This window comes from Paenibacillus sp. FSL R5-192 (assembly GCF_000517845.1).
Lineage (GTDB): Bacteria > Bacillota > Bacilli > Paenibacillales > Paenibacillaceae > Paenibacillus > Paenibacillus amylolyticus.
On the sequence record NZ_ASPR01000014.1, the window covers coordinates 14,097 to 35,936 of the forward strand.

The following is a 21,840-nucleotide window of genomic DNA, read 5'->3' on the forward strand; positions in this document are numbered from 1 at the left end:
GATTGGGAAAAAGCTTCTGTTTTGGAGTAGAAAAACACAAGAAAAATAGAGAACTACTGGGTAAAAATGTTATAATAGAGTGTGGCTGATTTATTGAAAATGATGAGGAATGAAGTCGGAAATGAAGGTTTGAATTGGAGCAGTTAAGGAGGAATGTGGTTGTGGAAAAGACGATTAAAAGTGTACAGGATCTATATGATATGCTCGATGCGGATTTCAGATCTGCCAAGCAGTTTTGGGAACCTTTCTATGAGGATCGGAACAGACCAATCCCCTTTTTCCCAAACAAACCGGATGAGAATCTGGTAGCGCATGTGAACGAAGGTGTGCTGAGCGGCGGTAAGGCACTGGAACTGGGGTGTGGCCCGGGCAGAAATGCCTTGTATTTAACCCGCCAAGGATATCAGGTAGATGCTTATGATCTTTCGGAGACAGCTATTGCTTGGGCTAAAGAGAGGGCGGCAGAGGAGCAACTGGACGTGCATTTTGAATGTCGATCTGTGTTCGAATTATCCCCAGAGCAAGAATATGATCTTGTCTACGACTCGGGTTGTCTGCACCATCTGTTGCCACATCAGCGCATTCCCTACATAGAGATGATCCACAATGCACTCCGGCCTGGAGGATACTTTGGAATGACTTGTTTTGCTCCTGGTTTTGGCGATATTGGTGGGCCTGAGATCGTTATGAATGATTGGCAGGTGTATCAAGAGAAGTCGATGCGCGGTGGTCTTGCGTTCACGGAGGAGAAGCTTCGCTACATGCTGGAAGATGGCTTTGAATGTGTGGAGTTCCGTGCAATGAAGTCGCTGGAGCAGCATGAACCGTATTTTGGTGTACCTTTTCTCTGGGCCACGTTGTGGAGAAAGAAAAACTCGTAAGAATAGTGAAATAAACATGCATTGAAAATAGAGGAGGAGTGGTATCAGAATGGGAACAGAAACAGGAAAAAGACACTTTATCATTACAGGCACATCCAAAGGGATCGGTTTACAACTTGCAGAGTTATTATTGGCTAAGGGGGATTACGTTTACGGTATTTCACGCGGGGGTTCGGATCTGTTGGAATCAAGCGAGGAATGGAGCGGGCGTTACCGCCATGTTCAGTATGATCTTGCCGACCTGAATGGGATCGATGATTTGATTACACGCATATTGGACCAAATACCTTCTCAGGAAGCTGAATTCATTGGACTCATTAATAACGCAGCGATGCTGGATCCTCTAAAACCTATCGATCAATGCAGTGCGGCAGAGATAAGTCAGAGTCTTAACATCAGCCTCGCAGCACCAATGATATTAAGTTCCTCTTTTATTCAACAAACAAATCATCTGTCCGCCAGACGTAAAATTGTTAATCTCTCATCTGGTTCGGGAAGTTATCCCGCGCCTTCAATGGCAGTGTACTGTACATCCAAGGCAGGTATGAACATGTTCACCCAATGCGTATCTTTGGAACAAACGGGCCAACAGAACCCTGTTGAGATTATTGCTTTTGATCCGGGGATGGTTGATACGGAATTGCAGGCTGTTGCACGAGGCAAAAGTGCAGAGGAGTTCGCCCTTGCGGGTATGTTCAATCAAGTATATGAAGCAGGCCAATTAAGATCGCCAAGAGACGTAGCGATGCAGTTGATCGAGCGGATGGACGAAAACAGTGATGCAAGCCATGTTATACACACTGTTGAGAGCTAATATGATATACGATACTTCTTTCAGCTCGTTTTCTTACGAAGTATGGATACCTTTTGATATAAGCCCAACTTCCCTGTACACTGGAATCAGCGATCGGAAGAACGATTCGTAACGGTAAAGGTTATCCTGCAACAACGGAGTCTAATTGCTTTATTCAACCTCAACCTTAGAAGATCAGAAACGTGGTGAAGTCTCTTGTTTAAAATTATGCTCATTGAAGACGACGAGTCGTTATTCAATGAAATCAAGGAACGTTTGTCCCAATGGTCGTATGACGTGTATGGTGTGCAGGATTTTGGAAAGGTATTGCAGGAGTACAGCGTAATTCAGCCGCAACTGGTCATTATTGATATTCAGTTACCCCAATATGACGGTTTCCATTGGTGCCGGATCATTCGTTCGCACTCCAATGTGCCGATTATCTTTTTGTCCTCACGGGATCATCCTGCGGATATGGTTATGTCCATGCATTTGGGTGCAGACGATTTTATCCAGAAGCCTTTTCACTTCGATGTATTGATTGCCAAGATCCAAGCGACTTTGCGGAGGGTGTACAACTATAACACAGAGCATACTGAACTCCGAACCTGGCGTGGTGCTGCTATTGAATATGTGAAAAATACACTGACCTGCGGGGATGAATCTGTCCTGTTGACCAAAAACGAGATGTTCATCCTTAAAGTGCTGGTCGAGCACAAAAATCAGATTGTTACCCGTGAAGACCTCATCCGCAGCTTGTGGGATCATGAGCATTTCGTGAGTGACAATACGCTAACGGTTAACGTTAATCGGTTAAGGAAGAAACTTGAACCCATCGGCTTGGAGCGGTACATTGAAACCAAAGTAGGTCAGGGGTACATGGCAACGGAAGAGGCAGAAGCATGATCGGAAAGTACATACGAGAAAGGGCTAGTTGGTTATGGCTACTGGTAAGCATGCAACTTATTATTTTATTGGTGGCCTACCTGGACTCGTCCATTCCATTCCAATCTGTGGTGTATATCGTAGGACTGAATGTAGTGGTATGCCTTGTTTTTATCTGGGCGAGATACCTGAAAGAGACCCGTTTCTATAAAAAGTTGAGCATCTGGGATCATACCTATGATCTGGGAGAACTTGATATCGCCGAAAGTCCATATGAGCAGCTTGTACATGAGGCCGTCAGTTCCCAGACACAGCGGTATCGTAAGGAGTCGTCACATCATTTTATCGCTCTGGAACAGGAGAAGGACGAGATGTTGTCCTGGATTCATGAGGTGAAGACCCCACTGACTGCGTTGCAACTGATGATCGAGCGCTTGCCAGATGACAAGTTACAGAGCCAAATGACATATGAATGGTTACGAATTCATCAGTTGCTGGATCAGCAGCTTCATCAGAAGCGTATTCCGTTTATGCATAATGATCTGTTCATCGAAGAGACGGAACTTGAACCGGTATTGAATAGCGAGATACGAGCACTGAAATCGTGGTGCATTTCCAAAGGCATTGGCTTTGATGTGTCTTTAATGGTATCGTGCGTGCTCACAGACAGCAAATGGTTAGGCTTCATCCTCCGGCAGTTGTTGAGCAATGCGGTGAAATATAGCGATTCATCGGACATCCTCATTGAAAGTTGGGAACAGGATGGACACATCATACTCATGATTCAGGATCACGGGCGAGGGATTGAGACTCAAGATCTGCCGCGTATATTTGATAAAGGATTTACGTCCACCCGAGGCAGAATGGATGGGGCGGCTACCGGGATGGGGCTGTATCTGGTTCGTCAGGTGGTCCAGACGCTTCATGTGAACATTCATGTAGAATCTTCTCTTGGCGAGGGCACAACCGTCACACTTACTTTTCCGCGAAAAAACGACATGGTGCATCTTGCAGGCGTGTGACAACAATGTCACATGCTTTTTGGTTTTGTTCGGTGAATCACACGATAACACTGCACATTCCGCCTATGATATAGACACGAGCATTTTGCAGAAGATCTAAGAGGAGTGAGCGGGAAATGTGGATACTGGAAGCCAAAAAAATTCATAAAGTCTATGGTAATAAATTAAATAAACAGGAAGTGCTGAAGGGAATTGATCTTGGGGTAAGCAAGGGAGAGTTTGTTGGTATTATGGGGCCTTCGGGTTCGGGTAAAACAACGCTGCTTAATGTACTTTCCTCCATTGATCGGGTGAGCCAGGGCACGATTGATATTGAGGGCAAGGAATTCACCGGAATGAAGGAGAAACAGCTGGCTGAGTTCCGCAAACATCATTTGGGCTTTATTTTTCAGGAATATAATCTGCTGGATACCCTTACGGTGAAGGAAAATGTATTATTACCGCTCTCGATTACGAGCATTCCAAAGCAGGAGGCACACCAGAAGTTTGAACAGATCGCACGTGAACTGGGAATCTACGAATTGAAAGACAAGTATCCATCTGAGATTTCAGGGGGTCAGAAGCAGCGGACTTCGGCAGCACGAGCATTTGTCCACGAGCCGAGTATCATTTTTGCGGATGAGCCGACAGGAGCGCTGGATTCCAAGTCCGCTTCGGATCTTCTCGGCAAGTTAAGTGATATGAACAGCGCACGAAAAGCGACTATTATTATGGTTACCCATGATCCGGTTGCCGCAAGTTATTGCAGCAGAGTGATCTTTATTCGAGACGGTCAGATCTACACCCAGTTGAATAAAGGAGACGAGTCACGGCAATCGTTCTTCAACGATATTATCAAAACCCAGGGCGTATTGGGTGGTGTGCAGCAATGAGCTTGAATTATATTATCTTCCGCAATCTCAGGAAAAATCTGAAGAATTATTATCTCTATGTATTTGCGCTTGTGTTCAGTGTGGCCTTGTATTTTTCCTTTGTGACGTTACAGTATGATCCTTCCATGGATGAGGTGGCTGCTTCAACAAAAGGTGCGGCGGCTATAGGCGCATCTTCGGTATTATTAATCTTTATTGTCGGCATTTTTTTGCTCTATGCCAATACGATCTTTATCAAGCGGCGTAGCAAAGAAATTGGATTATTTCAATTGATCGGACTGACAAAAGGCAGAATTTTTGGTATTTTGAGTGCGGAGAACAGTATCCTTTATTTTGGCTCCATGGCTATTGGTGTGTTAATTGGGTTTCTTGCGTCCAAGCTGGTATTGATGATATTGTTCAAAATTCTCGGTGTGGATGCGATTACGAAACTGTATTTCTCTCCGATGGCACTGATGCAAACGGTGATTGTCTTTACGATAATGTATTTGCTCATCATGCTGATGAACTACATCTTTATCAAGGGGCAGAGTATTCTCTCACTCTTTCGGGTGTCTGCCACTTCGGAGCAGCAGGTGCAGAAGATGTCTGTCGGACAGATGATTGTTGGCGTCTTGGGCATTGCTCTGATTGTGTATGGATACTTCATGTCTGCACGGCTGTTCAGCGGTGAGGCAATGGATATGCAGCAGTTGATGTATACGATGATCCTGATTCTCTTCTCGGTCATACTGGGGACATACCTATTCTATAAGGGTTCGGTAAGTTTTATCTTTAATCTGATTCGCAAAAGTAAAAACGGATACCTATCCATTCATGAGGTGTTGTCTTTATCTTCAATCATGTTCCGCATGAAATCTAATGCATTGCTGCTTACAATTATTACAACCGTGTCAGCGCTTGCTATTGGCATGCTGTCACTCAGTTACATTTCGTATTATTCCGCAGAAACTCAGGCGAGAGAAAGCTTGCCGGAGGATTTCTCTTTTGCTCAGGTTGAGGTGAAAAATCGCTTTGTAACGGATTTGGAACACAAACAGATTCCATATGAAGAGAAGCATAGACAGCCCATTTATATTGAAATTGATGCTCATAAAGTGATGGATGAGTCCATGACGGAAAAGTACCTGTTCAGTAGTGTGTTGAGTGACAAGATGGTAGATAACATTGATCTGCAACCAGGCGAAGCGGTCTTCATGGGATACGGAAAAGCCATTCAGCAGTTGATTTCCATTCAGGAGACAGGTCCAATTGTCTTGCATGGATTGAAGCGAACGCTAGACCAACAACTGATCGGAACCACCCAAAAGGGGGTTCTTCCTGGATACTATTCTGGGGGCACGCCTGTAGCGGTAGTAGATGAAACGGTATACCAGCAGTTGCGGCAGGATCTCGATCCCGAGCTGCAAAAATCCGAGTGGGCGGATTACTATGGTGTACGTATTCTGAATGAGGGGCAGGCTGAAGAGGCATATGCCGTATATAAGGAGCTACAGTTGGAAGCACCGAGCTTCTCCCAGATTGAGTTCAGAAATAACCAACGTAATAATATGGGCTTAATTATGTTCATTGTTGGTTTCCTTGGTTTGACGTTCTTGATTACATCGGGATGTATCCTGTACTTTAAACAAATGAACGAGAGTGAAGAGGAGAAGGACAATTATACCATTCTGCGAAAACTCGGATTTACACAAGGCAATCTGTTGCGTGGAATTCAGATCAAGCAGTTGTTTAACTTTGGTATTCCGCTTATGGTGGGGCTGAGTCATAGTTACTTTGCCGTGAAATCAGGTTGGTTTTTCTTTGGTACGGAGCTGGCGACACCTACGGTCATTGTCATGATAGTCTATACATTGTTATATTCGATCTTTGGTCTGTTGTCTGTGTGGTACTATAAACGGGTGATTAAGGAAGCTTTGTAGAATTGGGATCACGAGTATGCTGATATAGCAAAATAGGTTGAGTAAAGGGCAGCTGTATTGTTTACAGACTGCCCTTTTTCTTGCAGAAATAAATATAGCTTTATGAAAAAAAAGGATGATTATGGAATTGAGTCGAAATGATGATAGAGTCCATGCTTCTGATTCATGTATAACGGTGAAACGAGGAGGAGTGGAGTAGCGTGCCTGGAGTTCTATATGCCTCGAAGAAAGAGTTAAGTGAGACGATTCGACGCACCTATGAATTGTTTGAGGGTGAGTTCAATGACATCCATAACAGCGACAAAGATAAGTGGGTTGAAGGTGTGGACAAGACGCCTGCCCAGATGATCGCCTACCAGTTAGGATGGATGAACCTGGTGATGGAGTGGGAGAGAAATGAACAGTTGGGACATGAATGTCATATGCCTGCACCAGGGTATAAATGGAACCAACTGGGGCAATTAAATGAATCATTTTACGAAAAGTATTCAGGCTATACGCTGGAGGAGTTACGCTCATTGTTTCGGGAGACAGAACAACAATGGCAGAACTGGATTGCCTCGCTGAGCGAAGAGGAATTATTTGTACAAGGGATAAGACAGTGGACGGGGACTAAGCCCGGATGGGCTATGGTGAAGTGGATCCAGATTAATTCGGTAGCTCCTTTTAAATCCTTTCGGACCCGATTACGTAGATGGAAAAAAGGTCACTTAGCCAACATGGATGAGGGGAGAATAGATGTCTAATGAATCTGGCAAATAAAATCACGTTGGCTAGAATCGCGTTGATTCCATTGTTTATGATCTGTTTTCTCAATCAGCAAAGCGTGATGATTGCACTAATTATATTTGCAGTAGCGGCAGGTACGGATAAATTGGATGGATATGTGGCGAGGAAATATAACCAAATCACGAATCTGGGAAAGTTGCTTGATCCACTGGCGGATAAACTGTTGATTGCGGTAGCGCTGGTCATGATGGTTCAGGAGAATATGATCAGTTCATGGATTGCTGTAATCATTATAGGACGTGAAATTGTCATTACTGCATTGCGAATGGTAGCCACAGAACAGGGTATTGCTCTTGCAGCGGATCGATATGGTAAGATCAAAATGGTGCTTCAGGTGGCAGCGATCATTGCCATTTTGTTGAATAATGTTCCGTTTAGTTTGTTGACTGATATCAGAGTGGATGTGGCATTACTATGGGTTGCAACAGGCGTTACTCTCTTATCCGGAATGAATTACATTATCGTAAATTATAAACTGTTGAGATAAAAGGAGTGATTAGGAGATGTCCCAAATAAATATTAATCCAAGTACTTCAGAGGATTCAGAGTATGTTCGCCAGCAACTTATCGCATTTAATGCTGCACATGTGAGCGAGGAATTAAGGCATCGGTACGAAGAACTGAATTTCAATATCAAAAATGAGACCGGCGAGATTGTTGCAGGTGTGCTTAGTACACTTTGCTGGAACTGGCTGGAGGTTGATATTCTTTGGGTGGATTCTGAACAACGGCATCGGGGATATGGTTCACAGTTGTTACTTGAAGTTGAGCGAATTGCGCGAGAGAAATCTTGTGATTTTGTCATGTTGAACACCTTCTCCTATCAAGCACCGGAATTTTACAAGAAACATGGCTACCAATTGATCACAACGATCGAGAATGCACCGACTGGACACAGTCATTATTATTTTAAAAAGGACCTCACTTAAGACAGACAAAGCATGCGAAATAGGAAAAATCAGGAGGGTTATGATGGTTACCATTAAAGGAATCGAACTTGAAGATTTACCGGCACTAAGCCAGCTATACTATGAGTTGATGGGAATGCCTACCAATGAACAGCAGATGAAAAAGATGTTTCATTACATACAGCAGAATGGCCATTATCATGTGCTTGGGGCATTTTACAATGGCAAACTGGTTGGGTCCGTTATGGGGGTTGAGTGTATGGATCTGGTAGGGCCATGCAAACCGTTCATGGTTGTGGAGAATGTGATTGTATCGGATCAGGTACGCAGGCAGGGCATTGGGCAGAGGTTAATGCTCCAGATTGAGCGGATTGCAAAAGATATGGGTTGTGGTTACATGATTCTGGTGTCTGGCGATCAGCGTAAGGAAGCACATATATTTTATGAGAAGTTAGGTTTCAAGGATGAGAAGGTTCAGGGTTACCGAAAGCATCTTTAACAGACAGTTCAAGTGAAAATTTCTTACACAAGTGGAAGGATTACTTAAGGAACACGGCGAATAAGGCATAGTCTTAACAAAAGAAACGAATAAGAGGGAGGCACTCTCGTGTTCAAAAAATGGGCTAATGTTTTCATGATTCTGAGCCTGGTATTCGCCGTATGTTCCCCAACCTCCTATGCTGCTGCCAAAACGGTTAAGGTAACCGTTACGCTGGTGAGCGCAGAGCTTGTCGAGAATAACTCTGTCGGTAATGAGTGGGCCATCGGAGCAAGTGTGAACGGCAAAGATCTGGAAGAGGGTTCGTCAGTCACTTTAAACCTGAAATCCACGGGTACATTGAAACTGGAGGCCATCGCCGAAGAACAGGACAAAATTCCCGATTACGGGGATAAAAGCGCCAACGTCAAACTATCTTCGTTCTCCAAATCAACCAACAAGACACTTTCCGTGGTGGTGACCGAGAACAGAGGCCGATATTCTGGTAACACAGCAACTTGGGCGTTCAAGTTTAAGATTAGCAAGAAGTGAATAGGAACCAACCGTGAGAAAAAAAGGGAGCTGAGCTCTCTTTTTTTATGCGTAAATAATTGGTGAACTGAAGGAAGACAACGTTTCGAGCAACGCTGATCTTTGTTAAACTAATGAGAACAACAGTATAGAAATAAAAGATGTATTTTCAAAAAAAGTACATAGGAGGTTAACACAATTATGCGTATCGTAGATAACATTAAAGTCTGGGGGGAGCCGCTGGAGAACGCCGTAAGTCAGGCGGTGACTTGCTCGCAATATGGAGATGTATTGGGTGTGGCTCTGATGGCCGACCATCACAAAGGTTACTCGCAACCCATCGGTGGTGTTGTCGCTTATCGGAATATGATCAGCCCGTCAGGTGTCGGATATGATATTGCCTGTGGCAACAAGGCTGTGCGTACAAATCTGATGTGGGAAGATATTCGGGATCAGATTGTAACGATCATGGATGACATCAATTCGACCATTTCTTTCGGCGTGGGTCGTAACAATCCAACACCCGTGGATCATGAGCTGTTCGACGACGCGAGCTGGAAGCTGTTTGATACCATTGAACCGGGATTACAACATAAGCTGAAGACACTTGCACGCAACCAACTCGGAACCGTAGGCAGTGGCAATCATTTTGTGGATATTTTTGTAGAAGAGGCAACGGGGAAGGTGTGGATCGCGAATCATTTTGGCAGCCGCGGGTTCGGTCACAAAGTGGCGAGTGGGTTCCTTAACCTTGCCGCAGGGCGTCAGTTCAGTGGCAAAGCGCCGGGCGAATCGATGGATCAACCGCCTACGTTGTTTGACCTGAACAGCGAAATGGGTGATATGTATTGGGACGCAATGACTTTGGCGGGCCGATACGCCTATGCAGGACGCGACTATGTCATTGAACAGGTGCTCGGAATTCTGGGGACAAGTGCTGAATACGCCGTACATAACCATCATAACTTTGCCTGGAAGGAACAACACATGGGTGAAGAGGTAGTTGTGGTCCGCAAAGGTGCAACGCCACTGGCACCCGGGCAACTCGGTTTTGTCGGAGGCAGTATGGGTGATATCTCGGTAATTGTGGAAGGGATCCACAGCGAGGAGAACACCGAGTCATTCCGCAGCACCGTACATGGGGCAGGGCGCACGATGAGCCGGACCCAGGCGGCTGGCAAAATGAATTACAAGCTGCGCACACGCATGGGTGGCGAGATTAGCGAAGCACAGATGCATGAGGCGATTCGTGCCTATGGTGTCGAGCTGCGGGGAGCGGGCACAGACGAAAGTCCGTTTGTGTACAAGAAACTGCAAGACGTGCTGAACGCACATGCGAATACGTTGAAGATCAACCATGTGCTGCGTCCCGTTGGTGTCGCCATGGCCGGAGGTAATGAATTCGATCCATATAAGGATTAGTTAGAAAAGAGGGTGAACTTCATGAGAAATTGTGCGATATATAGCTCTCAGTTTGACCTGGATCAGCTGTTTGAATTGATTCAATCCATTTATCCTGAGGGTACGATTGAACGCCGGGAAGACAAGACCCATATTCAAGTGACTCAGAAAAAATGGCTCAGTAAGAAAACCAAAGGCTTTAATATCATGACCAGCCAGACACATCCTGAGGAATTTACGACAATGATTCAGGGGATGCTTGGATTTTTGAGTCAGATTAAAGGGCGCAATGCTTTGCTCCAGGAAAAGGTATTGATCAAATGTTCCACACTTAATATGGTGGTTGGTATTGAGACGGAAGAGGACATCTCGGAAGAATTCTTCGGCGAATTGTTGCGGTTGGCTGATGCGCTGGATGCTGTCATCTTCTGGGGAGGTGGATCTCTGCTGAACGCACAAGGTCAGCTATTGCTGGATGTGAATGGAGAATCTGAGGTAGAGGATTACACGGTGACAGCGCACCCCAGTTTCCTTGACGGTGACAGCCCCCAGTCGGAGTCTGGCATTCAACGTAAAGCGCGTTCAGAGCAACGGTTGACTGAACAAGGCATTCCGTATAATGCGCACTTGCCCGCAAGGGCCGGAGATGAGCACAACACGATTCGGAGTGAAGAGGAAGTTGCGCGCCGTGCGGTTGCCCTATGTCTTGCCGCGCTTAAGGGTGAGTGTCTGGGAGCCGGCGAAAGTGCGGATGATACCGCAGCACTGGTTCAGGAAGTGATCGACAAGTATGAGGCTGACTCCTTTTTCTCACCCGTAGAGAAGAGGTTTATCGACCAGTACGGAGCAGAGCAGCAGGAGATTATTTCCTTCTCCTGGGGATATGAAGCCTACCACGTAATGTTATGGGCGCTTGGTTATGTGAAGGAACTGGGTGCACCAACGGAGTTGTGTAACGTAGGGAAGGATGTCGGTTATTTGCAACAGAAGGATAGTTTTACCGACTTTCTCTCCGATGCATCTCTGCGTAACAAAAGCGAGATTCTGGATGAAGCAGATCTGATCTACCGTTATAACTGGGTGTGCGTGGATAGTCGTGTGAATGACAAAACACCTCCAGCTGGCCTGAATGGTGGAGTGGCTTATGAACGTCACCGTGCATTGAACTGGCTGATCTGTTACCTGGATCAGGACTGGGATGATGTGCGTACAGATACGTAGAACGGGATGATGTGACGGCCTATGTAAATAAACAATAAACATTACACAACATACAACAATACAAATACCCCTATAGCCGCACGAATACGGTTAAAGGGGTATTTGGCGTGCTGTTCTGTGTGGACATAAGCGTTATTCCATATATGCTTAATATGTATATCCACACATATTCACCAACATGTATTATACTCTTACCCACTATGCCTGCCAAACTGTTCACGAATAATGACGTCAGCAAGAATCAACTTTTTCTCGACGTTGCTCTCAGGATTCGCTATGCGCCATAACATCTGATCCACTGCACGCGCACCGAGCAACTCCTTGTTCACATTAACTGTAGCCAGTAATGGGATATTGTCATATAGATTATCAAATCCCGTGACAACACACTGATCGGGTACACGAATACCCATACTCTCAAGGGCTTCAATGGTGTATAGTCCATAGAAATCATTCGCACATACAAACACTTCAGGCAGGTTATCCTCACTGATCACCGAAGTGAACGTCTGGCGGAACTCATCCAATGCCTGATTACTCAGCTCGGGAATCTGATGTATTTCCATCCCATGACCCATAAGCACAGAAGTGTATGCAATCCAGCGTTCATAGAAGCTATGAGCATCCCCGATATTGCCAACGAACTGGAATGTTTTGAAACCCTTGCGGAGCAAATAGAGCATGATCTCCCGCATGGATGCAAAGTTATCGGTGAATATGCTGTCACTGTGAAAAACAGGGTCCAGATGATCCACCATTACAACCGGAATACTAAGACGCTTGATTTCAAGCAGAATCGGGGTCGAGATAGAGCCAACGGTAATGATCCCTCGAATGGCATCCGGGTTGAGCAGGGTAAATAGCTGGTCTGCTGAGGGTTCCGTTAAGGTCAGAATATTAATCCCTTTTTGGTTCAGCTTGGAAGAAATCCCGTTAAAGACGGGTCCCCAGTATACGGAGTCTTGATTTTGGTACCGAACATTGGGGAACAAAATCAAGATCGTTCCGCTTGAACGTGTGTTCTTCGGTTCCTGAAGTTCATGGCTGTTATACAGTTCACCAGACAACATGCTGTTATCTTTGAAATATCCAAGTTTGCCAGCGGCCTTGAGAATGACATCCCTCGTTTGATCGCTAACTCCCGATTTTCCAGACAAAGCTCGTGACACCGCGAATTTCGACAAACCCGTAAAATGTGCAATCTCCTGAATTGTTACCTTTGTCTTCATCATACCATCCTTACACTCGTAGTTCTGCCGTATTCCTTATTTGGAGCGATATCCAACTGGTTCTAGTATAACATGATGTATTTCTCTTAATCTAATAACGGACAGAGAATTCAAAATGTTAGTGATGCACAGTATTTTAGGATGAACGTTCAACGTGACGGTAAGCATATTTTCAGATAGAATGACGAATTTTGTCTGCTAAATTATTATTTTGTTATTTTATAAAAATAACAAAATAAACAAAGTTAGAATCATGGTTTAATATGTTTGTACTTAGAGTCCAGGATATTGAATAAGCTGTAATACAGGCATATTACAGCTTAATCAGCATTTTATCAGAGAAATTAGAAAATGTTAACAACAAAAATGTTGACGCTTACATTTTGCTGTGTTAAATTTTGTTTGTCAAAAGCAAACAAAGAAATAACAAATGGTGGTGGTTGTTTATTTTCGATTGGTTGATGAATGGGGTTAACGATTTAGGGTGAACTATGATTGGTATACACATTCGGGGAGGTTGTTAAAATCATGATGAGAAGATGGAATGTTCTACCTCTGATGTTATTGGCTGTGATGCTTCTTGTATCCGCTTGCAGTGGTGGGGGGACAGCACAGACGGGGACCGAAGCAGAGGGAACAACGAACTCAGGTAATAGCACCGAGGTCGCTGAGACAGAGAAAGAGGGCGAAGCGGAAGAAGCTGTGGTTAATGTGCCTGATCTGGGTGGACGTGTCATCAAGGTCGCGGCCTGGTGGGACTTGAAACCGGCGGGAGAGACGGCCTCCGATAAGGCCAGACTTGATAAAATTGCAGAGGTTGAGAAGAAATACAACGTGAAACTGGAGTTTGTTAACGTACCTTTCGAAGAATACATGAACAAATTCACAACGTCTGCACTGGCTGGCGAACCGTTCGCCGACATCGTTCAGATGGAGTACAAATCCGCACTACCCGCCATCCTCAAAGGGCAACTATTGCCCATCTCCGAATTCACTACACCTGAGAATAACATCAACCAAGAGGCTAACCTGATTGCAAAATTTCCTGCCATTGCAGGCAACGAATATGCCTTCGAATCTCCAACCAGCATTGGTCTGGGACTTCACTATAACCGTGACTTGTTCAAAAAATTATCTTTGCCTGATCCTCAAGAACTGTATAACCAAGGCAAATGGGATTGGGACAAATTCATGGAACTTGCCAAACAGGCAACCAAAGATACCAATAACGACGGCAAAACTGACGTATACGGATTTTCTGGCTGGGCGCTTGATGTCGTTCGTCATTTTACCGCAGCCAATGGTGGAACGATCGTGGATGATACCAATAGCAAAGAAGGATTGTCCGATCCGAAAACGATTGAAGCTGCCGAATTCGTCAAACGCCTGTATAACGTGGAAAATGTCGTGAAGGTCAAAACCGGCGACAAAACCAATTGGGAGGAAAGCAATACGTTCAAAGATGGAGATGTAGCTCTGTTCACCGCTGCTGAATGGCAGTTGGGCGATCTCACCTTTGCTGTTGGTGTTGTGCCGATTCCGAACGGGCCACAGGGTAGCAAAGAGGTAACGTATGCAAACAATGCAGCATCAGCGAAGTTCATTCCAAAAGGTGTGGAAGATCCAAAGATCGTCTACCAAATCTATGAAGAGACCTTCGACATCCCGCAGATTGAAGAGTATCCAGGTCAAGATTATCTGGAGAGTCGTTATACCGACGAGAAGGATATTGCGATCATTCGCGAGCACATCGCTGGAACCGGCCGCATCTTGCTGGATGATGCCTACACAGGATACCCTTTCGGGGATTATGTGAACGATATCATCAAAAACAATGCTTCCGTGACAGCAACAGCCGAGAAATACAAGGCACAGGCACAAGCTGCAATTGATAAACTCGGCAAACAATAACAACACTTATCACCAGCAAACGATTCAGGCAGGGGGGCTCGTGTCGGCAAGGTTGCACGGAGCCCCTTTTCCTGAACCACCAAATCGGCATTGCTGGCATCAGCCTTGATGAGGAGGACTCGTAGGATGGCTGGAATTCGACAACGTAAGACATGGATATTGTCCACAGTAATCATCGTGGCGGCAGCCTGCATCATTCTATATATAACTTCCGGCGCTGATGGAAAGAGTGCAAACATTCCACCTGGCAGTCTGCCTGCCATTGAAGTGGATGCAGTCTTGCAGCAGACCCGGCAGAAAAAGGGATACGAACAGTATCGATCCGGAACGGATCAGGCTACACAGCCGAATGTGGACATCACCATTGAAGCAGGAGATTACATAAAAGCCGAAGGTGAAGACGTCCGCAAACTGACTAATTATGAAGGAATGGATGGTGTATCTCTCCATACCGGAGAGACCGGACAAGTCGATTGGACCATTAATGTGCCGGAGACTGGGCTGTATAACCTGTCCACGATCTATTTTCCCGTTGAAGGCAAGAGTTCAGCCATTGAGCGTGCATTGTACATTGATGGTGAACTTCCTTTTGCAGAAGCCGCCTATTTGCAGTTTGACCGGGTATGGGCGAATGAGAAAGATGTCGTTGAACAGGATAACCAAGGCAATGACCTTCGCCCGAGACAAGTGGAGCAACCACGCTGGCTGGAAGAAACGTTTCAGGACTCCGACGGGTACGAACAGACTCCATTCAAGTTTTATTTGGAAAAAGGGGAACACACGCTAACGCTAAAATCATCGCGTGAACCCATGGTGATTCGGTCCATTCGTCTTTTCAATGAGAAGACAGCTGTTCCTTACACAGAGACTGCAGGGGCACAACAATCGGACTCCTCTGGGCAGCCGAAGGATGTACTGATTCGCATTGAAGGAGAAGCCGCGATTGCCAAATCTTCACCTACGTTATACCCGACCAGCGAAAGGTCAAGTTCTGCTGTATCTCCTTATAGCGCTTCCCAGGTACGCATCAATACGATTGGCGGCTTTAACTGGCGTCTGCCAGGACAATGGATTGAATGGGAAGTGGATGTGCCGGAAAGTGGACTGTATCATATCGGTTTTACCGCACAGCAGAATTTTGTCAAAGGCATCTATTCTACACGCAAACTGACCATCGATGGTGAAGTTCCGTTTGCAGAGATGGCGAAAGCACCTTTCCGTTATCAAAGTGACTATCGCATTGACGTCATGGGAGGCAAGGATGCATACAAGTTTCACTTGGACAAAGGAAAACATGTGCTGCGGCTGGAGAACAGCCTCGGTGACTTCGCACCGCTTATCCGCAATGTGGAGGACAGTCTGTACAACTTGAACTCCATGTACCGACGCATTCTGATGATTACAGGCACGAAGCCTGATGAATTCCGGGATTATCGGGTGGAAAAGCAGATCCCGAACCTGCTGGAAGTATTCAGCGGAGAAAGTAAACGTCTCAAGGACGTTGCCGCACAGCTTCGTCTTCTATCAGGACAGTCCAGCGATCAGGAAGCCTTGATCAAGACGATGGCGCTGCAACTGGACGAGATGATTGACAAGCCAGATACCATTCCAAGACGGCTTGCGGCTTATAAAACCAACACAGGCGGTCTCGGCACATGGGTGCAACAGGCACGAGAGCAACCCCTTGAGATCGACGCACTGTACGTCACTTCGATCGACCGTGATATTCCTGGAACAGGTATGGGGCCACTTGCTAAGCTTGGTCATGAAGCAAAGATATTCTATCATTCGTTCTTCATTGATTATAACCAGATTGGTAATGTAGCTACATCGGAAGATCAGCGTACGGTAACAGTCTGGATTGGTAGCGGACGTGACCAGGCGAATACGATGAAAGCGATGATTGACAAGACCTTCACACCAGACAGTGGCATTAACGTGAATCTGAAGCTGGTGAATATGGGAACCTTGCTGCCAGCGACTTTGTCCGGTGAAGGTCCGGATGTAGCGATGCAGATCGGCAATGATCTGCCGGTGAACTTTGCGATGCGGAACTCGGCTGTAGATCTGACGCAATTCAGTGATTATAGCACCGTGGAACAGGAGTTCAGGGAAAGTGCAATCGTGCCGTATGCCTATGATTCAGGCGTATATGCCCTGCCGGAAACGCAAACCTTTAACATGCTGTTTTATCGTAAAGACGTGCTCGAAGAACTCGGACTTGAAGTGCCTCAGAACTGGGAGGATGTCGAAGCTCTGCTCGCGATTCTGAGCAAGAATCATATGGAATTTGGTATGCCGATTGTGACCCAGGCGAATATGCAGGGTGTCAATATTCCGCCGAACTCGCAGTATGCCACGATGCTGCTTCAGAACGGCGGCGCCTTCTATCGTAACGATGACAAGGAGTCGGATCTGGATTCAAGGATCGGAATTGAGACGTTCAAGCAGTGGACGGAGTTCTATACCGATTACAAGTTAGAGCGGGAATATGATTTTGCCAACCGTTTCCGGACAGGACAGATGCCTATTGGACTAACGGATTACACCATGTACAACCAATTGTCCGTATTTGCACCGGAGATTCGCGGACTATGGGGATTCGTTCCTGTCCCGGGAACTGTTCAGGCAGATGGAACCTTGAATCGGGACGTACCGGGTGGAGGCAGCGCAGTCATGATGCTGGAGGGTACCAAGGATCAGGACGCGGCGTGGGAGTTCATGAAGTGGTGGACCAGTACGCCGATTCAGGCGGAATTCGGACGGGAGATGGAAGGGCTGATGGGTGCCGCTGCCCGTTATCCAACGGCCAACATCAAGGCGCTGGATTCCCTGCCGTGGCCTGCGGAGGATTACGCCAATCTCAAGGCACAATTCGAAACGGTGAAGGGCATTCCTGAAGTACCCGGTGGTTATTTTACAGGCCGCCATCTGTTCAATGCATTTTACAAAACCGTTGTTGGCCAAGTGGAAGCCAGGGAATCCATCATGGATTATACCCAATATATTCAGGACGAGATTCGAGTCAAACGTAATGAATTTGGTCTTCCGTAAGCAGAGGGAGGGTTAATCGTGCCACAAATATCACTCCGAGACGGACAAAACAGTCCTCCTGAGAAAGCGTCAAGGATGGGCATGAAATCGTGGTGGAGCTGGAAGCTCCAGGAAATGAAGGCCAGCAAACATTCCTATGTTCTGCTTGCACCTTATATGCTCCTGTTCCTCATGTTTACCGTGATTCCGGTTGTCATCTCGATCATACTCAGCTTCACCTACTTTAACATGCTGGAATTCCCGCGTTTTATTGGCTGGCAGAACTATACTCGCCTGTTTCTGGAGGATGATGTATTCCTGATTGCAATCAAGAATACGTTGTTGTTCGCCATCATTACCGGACCGATCAGTTATATTGCCTGTTTTGTCTTCGCGTGGATCATTAATGAGTTAACACCGAAATGGAGAGCGTTCATGACGCTGATCTTCTACGCGCCCTCCATTTCGGGCAATGTGTATTTTATCTGGCTGATGATCTTCTCGGGAGATCGTTATGGTATTGCCAATGGGTTGTTGATCAAATGGGGTTTTCTGCTGGAGCCAATCCAGTGGCTGAAGACGGAAGCCTACATTATGCCTATTCTCATTCTCGTGCAGCTATGGCTGAGTCTCGGAACCGGATTTCTTGCGTTTATCGCTGGTTTGCAGACGGTGGACCGGACATTGTACGAAGCGGGAGCGGTGGATGGGATCAAAAATCGCTGGCAGGAACTATGGTACATTACCTTGCCTTCGATGCGTCCACAGTTGATGTTCGGCGCAGTCATTCAGCTGACAACCTCGTTTGCCGTGGCCGATGTGTCGATCGCACTGGCCGGGTTCCCAAGCGTGAACTATGCAGCAGAGACGGTGGTAACCCATTTGATTGACTTTGGTACTACGCGGTTTGAGATGGGATATGCATCAGCAATTGCTACCGTACTGTTCATGATTATGGTGGGCACCAACTTGCTGGTACAGAAACTGCTTCGAAGGGTGGGAGAATAGTTATGGCTGCAATTGCGACAGGCAAAAAACGCGTGAATCGCTCGCTATCGGGAAGCCTCTCCCTGTTTGCCCTTCTGCTCGTATTTGGTGCCTTCATGGTGCTGCCGTTGATCTATGCAATCAACAATGCATTCAAACCATTGGATGAGATTTTCACCTTTCCACCAACGCTGTTTGTCAAAAATCCCACGTTCAGCAACTTTACAGATCTGCTGAATCTGCTGAGTGACTCGTGGGTCCCGTTCTCACGTTATATATTCAACACGGTATTTATTACAGGTATCGGTATCGTAGGCCATGTACTGCTAGCTTCCGCAGCGGCGTACCCACTTGCCAAACACAAGTTTCCGGGCAAAGTATTCATGTTCCAAGTGGTCGTACTGTCACTGATGTTCACACCTGCGGTAACGGCAATTCCGAACTATATGATCATGTCATGGCTCGGATGGATCGACACCTACTGGGCCGTCATTATTCCGGCATTTGCCTATTCACTCGGGTTGTATCTGATGAAACAGTTCATGGAGCAGATCCCGGATGCGCTGCTGGAAGCGGCCAAGATTGATGGTGCCAGTGAATACCGGATCTTCTGGTCCATTGTCATGCCCAATGTGAAACCAGCTTGGCTGACATTGATCATACTGCTGTTCCAGATGTTATGGGGCAGTGATGGCAATGGATACATCTATAGTGAACAGCTCAAGACCCTGCATTATGCAGCAGGGCAGATTATTCAGGGCGGAATATCCCGGGCAGGAGCGGGTGCTGCGGTAGCACTGATTTTGATGAGTGTGCCGATCACGCTATTTATTTTCTCTCAGAGCCGAATCATTGAGACGATGGCGAGCTCGGGCATGAAGGATTAAGGGGGAAAGATATGGCACGCACAGTGAAAAGATGGCTTGTTCTCCTGGCGGCAGTATCTCTGCTGCTGGTGAATGCCGTGCCTGCGGCGGCCTCCCCGGCGCCGTATGAGAGTTATAACTACAACTACTGGAAAGAGGCTGTTCCTTCACCAGATGCCTATCTGCCCGAGCGTACCATATCAGGCCGTGATCTCGGCATTAGTGAGTTTAAAGACCCTGGTGATGTGAATGTTTCACCTTCCGGGTTGATCTATATTTTGGATAGTGGCAACAGCCGAATTGTTGTATTGGACCCAGGCTTTAAGCTGCTGCGCGTCATTGATGGATTCATGATGGATGGTAGCAAGGAGACCTTCAACCTTCCGGGCGGATTGTTCGTGGATGAGCAAGAACGCATATACGTCGCCGATACAGGCCACGGTCGTGTGGTTGTCCTGGATGGAGACGGGACACTGATTCAAACCATCACGAAGCCCGAGTCGGATATCCTGTCGACCCAATTCCAGTTCCAGCCTTTGAAGCTGACGGTGGACCATGTAGGCCGAGTGTATGTTGTGGCGCAGGGGGTCTACGAAGGGATTATGCAGTTTGACGAGAGTGGGAAATTTATCGGATATGTCGGTACCAACAAAGTGGAGCGGGACTACGGCGAATATATCTGGCGCATGTTATCAACCAAAGCCCAGCGCGCACAGATGGTTCTCTTTGTTCCAACGGAGTTCTCCAATGCGGATATTGACCACAAAGGATTTGTGTATGCAACGAATATTGATCCCGGCTCAAATGAACCGATCAAACGGCTGAATCCGTCTGGTGAAGATGTACTGAAGCGGTTTGGTTATTACGACGTCAAAGGTGATATCCGGTTCCGCAACAATCCGGGTCCATCCAAACTGATCGATGTGAAAGTGCTGGGCGACGGCATGTACAGTGTATTGGATGCGACACAGAACCGGGTGTTCACGTACGACGATGAAGGTCATCTGCTCTACATATACGGTGGCAAAGGAAATCAGGTGGGCACGCTCAAAACACCTGTCGCGATTGAACAATCAGGTGAGCATCACTTGGTTCTGGATCGGGGCAAGAACAACCTTGTTGTCTATGAGCCAACCCGTTTTGGTGCCCGTGTGAATGAAGCGGTGGCACTCCACTATCGGGGCGAGGACACGGAAGCCGTGAATATATGGCGAGAAGTGCTGAAGCTGAATGCCAACTATGACATCGCCTATATCGGTATCGGCAAGTCCTTATTAATGGAGAAGAAAAACGAGGAAGCGCTAAGTTACTTCGAACTTGGAATGGACCGCAAGAGTTATTCTGTGGCGTTCAAGAGGCATCGGCGGGAGATGATGAAGGAACATTTTGGTACATTCCTGACCGCTGTAATCGCGCTGATTGTCATTCTGATCCTGACCCGGGTGACGGTTAAATGGAGACGGAGGAGGCAGGTTGATCGTGAAGCAGGATTTCATTAAGTTTCCGCTGCATCTCATTTTTCACCCCATTGATGCATTCTGGGACCTCAAGTCAGATAACCGGGGACGGCTGTTTGTTGCTTTTGCAGCATTGGCGCTTACCATTGTCATGATGATTTTGCAAAAGCAGTACGCAGGATTCCTCGTTAATTACATCGATCCTCGTACGATTAATAGCATCATCGAGATCGCCACGGTTGCGGTGCCATTCTTTCTATGGTGCACAGCCAATTGGGCTGTAACGACTTTGATGGAAGGGGAAGGGAAATTCAGAGAAATCGTCCTGGCGACAGGTTACTCGCTCATTCCGGTTATTCTGATCTATGCCCCAATGATCGTGATCAGCCGGTTCATGGTACAGGAGGAGACTGCTTTTTATTATCTTTTTAATAGCATCGCGTTTTTCTGGTTTGTACTGCTTCTGTTCATTGGCATGATGACGGTGCACCAGTACACGGTGATTAAAACGATCATTACGATGGTGCTGACACTCATTGTGATGGGCGTTATTGTATTCCTTGGCGCACTGGTCTTCAGCATGCTGCAACAGCTGTACGAATTCGGTTATAACATTTACCGCGAGTTGATTTTTCGGACCTAAAGGAGGCGGCA

General features: G+C 46.5%; 20 protein-coding genes. 19 read left to right on the top strand and 1 reads right to left on the bottom strand.

Features of this window, described 5'->3' with window-relative positions; all coding sequences use genetic code 11:
- Positions 1-200 precede the first annotated feature (200 nt).
- The 13 genes from C161_RS08485 to C161_RS08545 all read left to right on the top strand — a co-directional run bounded on the left by C161_RS08485 (position 201) and on the right by C161_RS08545 (position 11,703).
- Positions 201-881: a class I SAM-dependent methyltransferase gene (locus tag C161_RS08485; protein WP_051449735.1), complete on the top strand. Its 681-nt coding sequence runs from the start codon at positions 201-203 to the stop codon at positions 879-881.
- A 49-nt stretch (positions 882-930) separates the two neighbouring features.
- Entirely contained in the window at positions 931-1,695 is a 765-nt protein-coding gene (locus C161_RS08490) for an SDR family NAD(P)-dependent oxidoreductase (protein WP_036669614.1), read from the top strand.
- 195 nt (positions 1,696-1,890) lie between these two features.
- Positions 1,891-2,580 carry a response regulator transcription factor gene (locus C161_RS08495; protein WP_036669617.1) on the top strand — a complete coding sequence of 230 codons (690 nt, stop codon included), beginning with the start codon at positions 1,891-1,893 and terminating at the stop codon, positions 2,578-2,580.
- Positions 2,577-3,581 (top strand): sensor histidine kinase, encoded by a 1,005-nt coding sequence (locus C161_RS08500; protein WP_036669620.1) that lies wholly within the window; start codon positions 2,577-2,579, stop codon positions 3,579-3,581. Before C161_RS08495 ends, C161_RS08500 begins: the two co-directional genes overlap by 4 nt.
- Positions 3,582-3,697: 116 nt before the next feature.
- Positions 3,698-4,453: an ABC transporter ATP-binding protein gene (locus C161_RS08505; RefSeq protein WP_036669625.1), complete on the top strand. Its 756-nt coding sequence runs from the start codon at positions 3,698-3,700 to the stop codon at positions 4,451-4,453.
- Complete coding sequence (locus C161_RS08510) at positions 4,450-6,375, top strand: ABC transporter permease (protein ID WP_036669629.1); 1,926 nt, start codon at positions 4,450-4,452, stop codon at positions 6,373-6,375. Before C161_RS08505 ends, C161_RS08510 begins: the two co-directional genes overlap by 4 nt.
- Positions 6,376-6,575: 200 nt before the next feature.
- Complete coding sequence (locus C161_RS08515; RefSeq protein ID WP_036669631.1) at positions 6,576-7,121, top strand: ClbS/DfsB family four-helix bundle protein; 546 nt, start codon at positions 6,576-6,578, stop codon at positions 7,119-7,121.
- Entirely contained in the window at positions 7,121-7,651 is a 531-nt protein-coding gene (gene pgsA, locus C161_RS08520; RefSeq protein ID WP_036610288.1) for a CDP-diacylglycerol--glycerol-3-phosphate 3-phosphatidyltransferase, read from the top strand. Before C161_RS08515 ends, pgsA begins: the two co-directional genes overlap by 1 nt.
- 16 nt (positions 7,652-7,667) lie before the next feature.
- A complete protein-coding gene (locus C161_RS08525; protein WP_036669633.1) occupies positions 7,668-8,093 on the top strand; it encodes a GNAT family N-acetyltransferase in 426 nt (141 codons plus the stop codon).
- A gap of 40 nt (positions 8,094-8,133) precedes the next feature.
- A complete protein-coding gene (locus C161_RS08530; protein ID WP_235193768.1) occupies positions 8,134-8,571 on the top strand; it encodes a GNAT family N-acetyltransferase in 438 nt (145 codons plus the stop codon).
- A gap of 108 nt (positions 8,572-8,679) precedes the next feature.
- Entirely contained in the window at positions 8,680-9,102 is a 423-nt protein-coding gene (locus tag C161_RS08535) for a hypothetical protein (RefSeq protein WP_036669636.1), read from the top strand.
- A 180-nt stretch (positions 9,103-9,282) separates the two neighbouring features.
- Positions 9,283-10,503 (top strand): RtcB family protein, encoded by a 1,221-nt coding sequence (locus tag C161_RS08540; RefSeq protein ID WP_036669638.1) that lies wholly within the window; start codon positions 9,283-9,285, stop codon positions 10,501-10,503.
- Positions 10,504-10,524: 21 nt separating this feature from the next.
- Positions 10,525-11,703 carry a DUF4272 domain-containing protein gene (locus tag C161_RS08545; RefSeq protein WP_036669640.1) on the top strand — a complete coding sequence of 393 codons (1,179 nt, stop codon included), beginning with the start codon at positions 10,525-10,527 and terminating at the stop codon, positions 11,701-11,703.
- Between the two features lie 191 nt (positions 11,704-11,894).
- Here C161_RS08545 and C161_RS08550 read toward each other — a convergent pair whose 3' ends face one another.
- Entirely contained in the window at positions 11,895-12,935 is a 1,041-nt protein-coding gene (locus C161_RS08550) for a LacI family DNA-binding transcriptional regulator (RefSeq protein ID WP_235193769.1), read from the bottom strand.
- A gap of 528 nt (positions 12,936-13,463) precedes the next feature.
- Between C161_RS08550 and C161_RS08555 the strand changes: the two genes are divergently transcribed.
- The 6 genes from C161_RS08555 to C161_RS08580 all read left to right on the top strand — a co-directional run bounded on the left by C161_RS08555 (position 13,464) and on the right by C161_RS08580 (position 21,829).
- The gene (locus tag C161_RS08555) at positions 13,464-14,843 is read left to right on the top strand and encodes an ABC transporter substrate-binding protein (RefSeq protein WP_036670959.1); all 1,380 of its coding nucleotides are present in this window, start codon (positions 13,464-13,466) and stop codon (positions 14,841-14,843) included.
- A 126-nt stretch (positions 14,844-14,969) separates the two neighbouring features.
- Positions 14,970-17,897 (top strand): extracellular solute-binding protein, encoded by a 2,928-nt coding sequence (locus tag C161_RS08560; RefSeq protein ID WP_036669642.1) that lies wholly within the window; start codon positions 14,970-14,972, stop codon positions 17,895-17,897.
- A 75-nt stretch (positions 17,898-17,972) separates the two neighbouring features.
- On the top strand, positions 17,973-18,884 hold the full coding sequence (locus C161_RS08565; protein ID WP_047842211.1) for a carbohydrate ABC transporter permease: 912 nt from the start codon (positions 17,973-17,975) through the stop codon (positions 18,882-18,884).
- A 2-nt stretch (positions 18,885-18,886) separates the two neighbouring features.
- On the top strand, positions 18,887-19,750 hold the full coding sequence (locus C161_RS08570; protein ID WP_017689719.1) for a carbohydrate ABC transporter permease: 864 nt from the start codon (positions 18,887-18,889) through the stop codon (positions 19,748-19,750).
- Between the two features lie 11 nt (positions 19,751-19,761).
- Entirely contained in the window at positions 19,762-21,228 is a 1,467-nt protein-coding gene (locus tag C161_RS08575) for an NHL repeat-containing protein (RefSeq protein ID WP_036669652.1), read from the top strand.
- Entirely contained in the window at positions 21,209-21,829 is a 621-nt protein-coding gene (locus tag C161_RS08580; RefSeq protein WP_036669655.1) for a YIP1 family protein, read from the top strand. The genes C161_RS08575 and C161_RS08580 overlap by 20 nt, the downstream gene beginning before the upstream one ends.
- Positions 21,830-21,840 lie beyond the last annotated feature (11 nt).

Bases quoted from the DNA above. Each gene is read 5' to 3' on its own strand.
- C161_RS08485 (WP_051449735.1), top strand. From the start codon at position 201: ATGCTCGATGCGGATTTCAGATCTGCCAAGCAGTTTTGGGAACCTTTC.
- C161_RS08490 (WP_036669614.1), top strand. From the start codon at position 931: ATGGGAACAGAAACAGGAAAAAGACACTTTATCATTACAGGCACATCC.
- C161_RS08500 (WP_036669620.1), top strand. From the start codon at position 2,577: ATGATCGGAAAGTACATACGAGAAAGGGCTAGTTGGTTATGGCTACTG.
- C161_RS08505 (WP_036669625.1), top strand. From the start codon at position 3,698: ATGTGGATACTGGAAGCCAAAAAAATTCATAAAGTCTATGGTAATAAA.
- C161_RS08510 (WP_036669629.1), top strand. From the start codon at position 4,450: ATGAGCTTGAATTATATTATCTTCCGCAATCTCAGGAAAAATCTGAAG.
- pgsA (WP_036610288.1), top strand. From the start codon at position 7,121: ATGAATCTGGCAAATAAAATCACGTTGGCTAGAATCGCGTTGATTCCA.
- C161_RS08525 (WP_036669633.1), top strand. From the start codon at position 7,668: ATGTCCCAAATAAATATTAATCCAAGTACTTCAGAGGATTCAGAGTAT.
- C161_RS08530 (WP_235193768.1), top strand. From the start codon at position 8,134: ATGATGGTTACCATTAAAGGAATCGAACTTGAAGATTTACCGGCACTA.
- C161_RS08540 (WP_036669638.1), top strand. From the start codon at position 9,283: ATGCGTATCGTAGATAACATTAAAGTCTGGGGGGAGCCGCTGGAGAAC.
- C161_RS08545 (WP_036669640.1), top strand. From the start codon at position 10,525: ATGAGAAATTGTGCGATATATAGCTCTCAGTTTGACCTGGATCAGCTG.
- C161_RS08550 (WP_235193769.1), bottom strand. From the start codon at position 12,935: ATGATGAAGACAAAGGTAACAATTCAGGAGATTGCACATTTTACGGGT.
- C161_RS08555 (WP_036670959.1), top strand. From the start codon at position 13,464: ATGAGAAGATGGAATGTTCTACCTCTGATGTTATTGGCTGTGATGCTT.
- C161_RS08560 (WP_036669642.1), top strand. From the start codon at position 14,970: ATGGCTGGAATTCGACAACGTAAGACATGGATATTGTCCACAGTAATC.
- C161_RS08565 (WP_047842211.1), top strand. From the start codon at position 17,973: ATGGGCATGAAATCGTGGTGGAGCTGGAAGCTCCAGGAAATGAAGGCC.
- C161_RS08570 (WP_017689719.1), top strand. From the start codon at position 18,887: ATGGCTGCAATTGCGACAGGCAAAAAACGCGTGAATCGCTCGCTATCG.
- C161_RS08575 (WP_036669652.1), top strand. From the start codon at position 19,762: ATGGCACGCACAGTGAAAAGATGGCTTGTTCTCCTGGCGGCAGTATCT.